Genomic DNA, 3,501 nt, shown 5'->3' on the forward strand with positions numbered 1-3,501 from the left:
CCGGGATCGCGCAGGTCGAACGCGAGGCACAGCGGCTGGACCCGTCGCGGCGCGTGCCCGGGCTAGAGGGCGTCCCCGACTTGCTGCGCCTTCTCGGACCGCTCGACGCGATCGAGGTCGCGGCGCGACTGCCCCCACCGGCTGCGCAGTCGCAGGACGCGTCTGCGGGTGTGGCACCGTCCCCGACGGATGCCGAGAGCGACGCGGGCACGCACGGCGCGGCATCCGCTTTCCTCGATCAGCTCGTTGCGGCACGTCGGGCGATCCGTGTGAGTGTCGGCGGTGTCGAGCGGGTCGCGGCCATCGAGGACGCCGGGCGGCTCCGCGATGCTCTGGGCGCCGCGCTGCCCGTCGGCATTCCGCTCGCCTTCCTCGAGCCCGTCGCCGACCCCCTCGCCGACCTCGTCGCGCGCTACGCGCGCACCCACGGCCCGTTCCGCACGGCCGACGTCGCACGGCGGCTCGGCGTCGGCGGCGCCGTCGCCCGCCAGGCGCTGCAACGGCTGGAGTCGCAAGGGCGCGTGGCGAGCGGCTTCTTCCTGCCCGAGGGGGCCATCCGACACGAGGAGCACACATGAGCGTCACGAGCGAAGCGTCCACGAGCTGGAAGGGCTCCCTCACCGACGGGTCCGGCGAGATCGCCCTGGAGAGTTCCAACCAAGGTCCGTTCGCCGTCGACTGGAAGGCTCGCAGTGAGGGCTCCGCCTCGGTCACGACACCGGAGGAACTGCTCGCCGCGGCGCACTCCTCGTGCTTCAGCATGGCACTCTCGCACGCGCTCGCCGGCAACGGGACGCCCCCCGAGAGCATCGAGACCACGGCGTCTGTCACCTTCATCCCGGGCACCGGCATCACCGGCTCGCACCTGAACGTAAACGCGGTGGTCCCGGGGCTGTCGGCCGAGGACTTCGCCCGCATTGCCGGCGAAGCGAAGACGGGATGCCCCGTCTCGGCCGCGCTGGCAGGCATCGAGATCACCCTCGAGGCCACGCTTGCCTGAGAACGACTCGTCGCGCGCCGAGGGGCGCGTCGTCGTCGCCGGAGCCTCCGGCCTGATCGGCCGTGCCCTCGTGGCGAGCCTGCGCGCCGACGGCATCGCCGTGACGCGCCTCGTGCGCCGCCCCAGCGCCGCGCCGGACGAGCTCTCCTGGGATCCGGCGAGCCGACCGCTGCCGCCCTCCGCCCTCGAAGGGGCGCGGGCCGTCGTCGGTCTCAACGGAGCCACCCTCGGGCATTTCCCGTGGACGCGGCGGTACAAGCACGACCTCGTGTGGTCGCGGATCGCGCCGACCCAGGCATTGGCGGCAGCCGTGCGCGCCCTCGGCGATGACGCCCCGCACTTCGTGTCGTCGTCCGCGGTCGGCTACTACCCGTCGGCGACGGGAGTCACCTTCACGGAGTCGTCGCCCCGCGGAGACTCCTTCCTCGCAGACCTCTGCGGCGAGTGGGAGACGGCCGCGACGCGCGGCGCCGGAGATCGTGCCCGCGTGTCCCTGCTGCGGACCGCGCCGGTGGTGCACGCCGACGGTGTTCTCAAGCCCCTTCTGCTGCTGACCAAACTCGGCCTGTCAGGCCCCATCGGGCGCGGAACGCAGGTCTGGCCGCTGATCTCTCTCGACGACGAGGTCCGCGCGATCCGGCATGTCATCGACAACGCCCTCACCGGCCCTGTCAACCTCGCGGCTCCCCAGCGGACGACGGCCAACGACCTCGGTCTGGCGCTCGCGAGACGGATGAACCGCCCCTACCTGCTGCGGGTGCCGGAGTGGGCGCTGAAGCTGGTGCTCGGGCGCGATGCGGCGGAGGGACTGCTCACGTGCGACATGAACGTGGTTCCCGAAGCGCTCACGGCATCCGGCTTCGTCTTCTCGCACCCGACAGTCGAGGATGCCGTGGCCGCCGCGGTGCCGGCGTGATCAGCGCGTCGTCGGCTTCTTCTCGAGCGTGATCGCCCGCCGAATGGCTTCGCGGGCGCGGCGTCGGTCGCCGGCGCCGTCGTAGGCCAGCCCCAGCCGGAACCAGGCTCGCCAATCGGTCGGGTGCGCCTCGACGTCTTCTCGATAGTGCGGGAACACGGCGTCGGCCTGCGCACGATCGGGACGGCCGCTCACACGGACATCCATCTCCTCGGTCGGCAGCGCACCCTCGGCCTCCAGACGCCGTGCGAGTCGCTCGGCACTGCGCCCGAATGAGAGCTCTCGCCAGAGCGCCCACCCGGCGATGACGGGCAGGACGAGCAGCGCCACCCCCATCGCGACGCCGATGATCTGCCCCGAGGTCAACAACAGCCACGCGCGCTGTGCGACGAGGACGATGTAGAGGACGAGCAGCGCCGCCATGACGGCGACACCGGCGCGGGCCTTCATGCCCCGGTGACGCGGGCGACTTGGCCCGGAACGGCGCCCTCGTCGATGACCTCGCTCGCCGACGCGGCGTCGCGCGGCGCACCGAGTCCCAGATCGATGAGCGCGTCGAGGCCGATCGTGACCCCGCGCGCGTCGCGCGCGGCTGCGAGGGCGACGCGGATGCCGGGTGCGTAGGCACGTGCCGGCTCGACCGTGTCGTGGACGATCGTCAGCGACTCCCCCGGCCCCGACAGGATCGTCTCCTGCTTCGCGATGACACCGGGTCGTCGCAGAGAGTGGATGGGAACACTGGCGACCTGCTGGCCGCGCGCCCTCTGGTCGACGTGCGGCGATTCCACCGGGCCGACCCCGACGCGGGCGTCGGCGATCAGTTCGGCGGTGCGCACGGCCGTGCCGCTGGGTGAATCCACCTTCGTCTCGCGATGGGTCTCGACGATCTCGATCGAGGGGAACAACGGCGCCGCAGCCGCCGCCAACGCCGTGGCGACGACAGAGCCCAGGGAGAAGTTGGGAATGAAGACCGCGCCCGTGCCCGCCGCCTCGACGAGGGGGCGCACCAGCGCGATCCGTTCGGTGGACCACCCGGAGGTGCCGACGAGCACGTTCTTGCCGCGTTCGATCGCCGCCCGCACCACATCGATCGACACGCCGGGTGTCGACGCGTCGACGACGAGATCGGCCGCGTCGATCTCGGCGAGATCGCTCGCAGAGCCGAGAACGGCGACCGTCTCGAAGTCGTCGAGCTCATCGATCACGCCGGCGATGATCGCACCGAGCTTGCCGGTGCCGCCCACGAGGGCCACTCTCGTCGTCATGGTTCCAGCCTAGGCCGTGCGACCGACACGGTTACGCTCGAGGGATGGTGCTGCTCCACGCCCTCGCCGCCGACGACCCGCGCGCACATGCCCTCCTGGAGGAGTACTTCCAGATGCGCGCCGACGCCTTCCCTCAGGGCCAGGCCTACCGTCCCGTCTTTCCCACGGCATCCGTCTTCACCCCGCCAGCAGGTGTCTTCCTCGTCCTCGTCGACGAGGAAGGGGCGGACGTCGGATGCGGCGGCATCCGACGGATAGGCCGGTGGCGTCACCGCGATCGACGCCGGCTCCCTGTCGCGCGCGCACGAGCTCGGGCATCG

At 71.8% G+C, this 3,501-nt stretch carries 5 protein-coding genes and 1 pseudogene; 4 read left to right on the top strand and 2 right to left on the bottom strand.

The features are described 5' to 3' along the window. From I5I_RS12305 to I5I_RS12315, 3 genes are all read left to right on the top strand, one after another. Positions 1-578 (top strand): DNA glycosylase AlkZ-like family protein (locus tag I5I_RS12305; protein WP_036320044.1); only part of this gene is annotated, 578 nt, incomplete at its 5' end. After that, positions 575-1,000 carry an OsmC family peroxiredoxin gene (locus I5I_RS12310; RefSeq protein WP_036320048.1) on the top strand — a complete coding sequence of 142 codons (426 nt, stop codon included), beginning with the start codon at positions 575-577 and terminating at the stop codon, positions 998-1,000. The genes I5I_RS12305 and I5I_RS12310, both read left to right, overlap by 4 nt. Then, positions 993-1,916 carry a TIGR01777 family oxidoreductase gene (locus tag I5I_RS12315; protein ID WP_036320051.1) on the top strand — a complete coding sequence of 308 codons (924 nt, stop codon included), beginning with the start codon at positions 993-995 and terminating at the stop codon, positions 1,914-1,916. Before I5I_RS12310 ends, I5I_RS12315 begins: the two co-directional genes overlap by 8 nt. Here the strand turns inward: I5I_RS12315 and I5I_RS12320 are convergent, their stop codons facing one another. Next, the gene (locus tag I5I_RS12320) at positions 1,917-2,366 is read right to left on the bottom strand and encodes a hypothetical protein (protein WP_036320055.1); all 450 of its coding nucleotides are present in this window, start codon (positions 2,364-2,366) and stop codon (positions 1,917-1,919) included. Continuing rightward, positions 2,363-3,181, bottom strand: coding sequence for a 4-hydroxy-tetrahydrodipicolinate reductase (gene dapB, locus I5I_RS12325; protein ID WP_036320057.1), 819 nt, complete (start codon positions 3,179-3,181; stop codon positions 2,363-2,365). The genes I5I_RS12320 and dapB overlap by 4 nt, the downstream gene beginning before the upstream one ends. Before the next feature lie 44 nt (positions 3,182-3,225). Here dapB and I5I_RS12330 point away from each other — a divergent pair. Beyond that, positions 3,226-3,501 (top strand): annotated as a pseudogene (locus I5I_RS12330) (GNAT family N-acetyltransferase); the annotation flags it as partial.

The organism is Microbacterium sp. B24, assembly GCF_000333415.1.
Classification (GTDB): domain Bacteria; phylum Actinomycetota; class Actinomycetes; order Actinomycetales; family Microbacteriaceae; genus Microbacterium.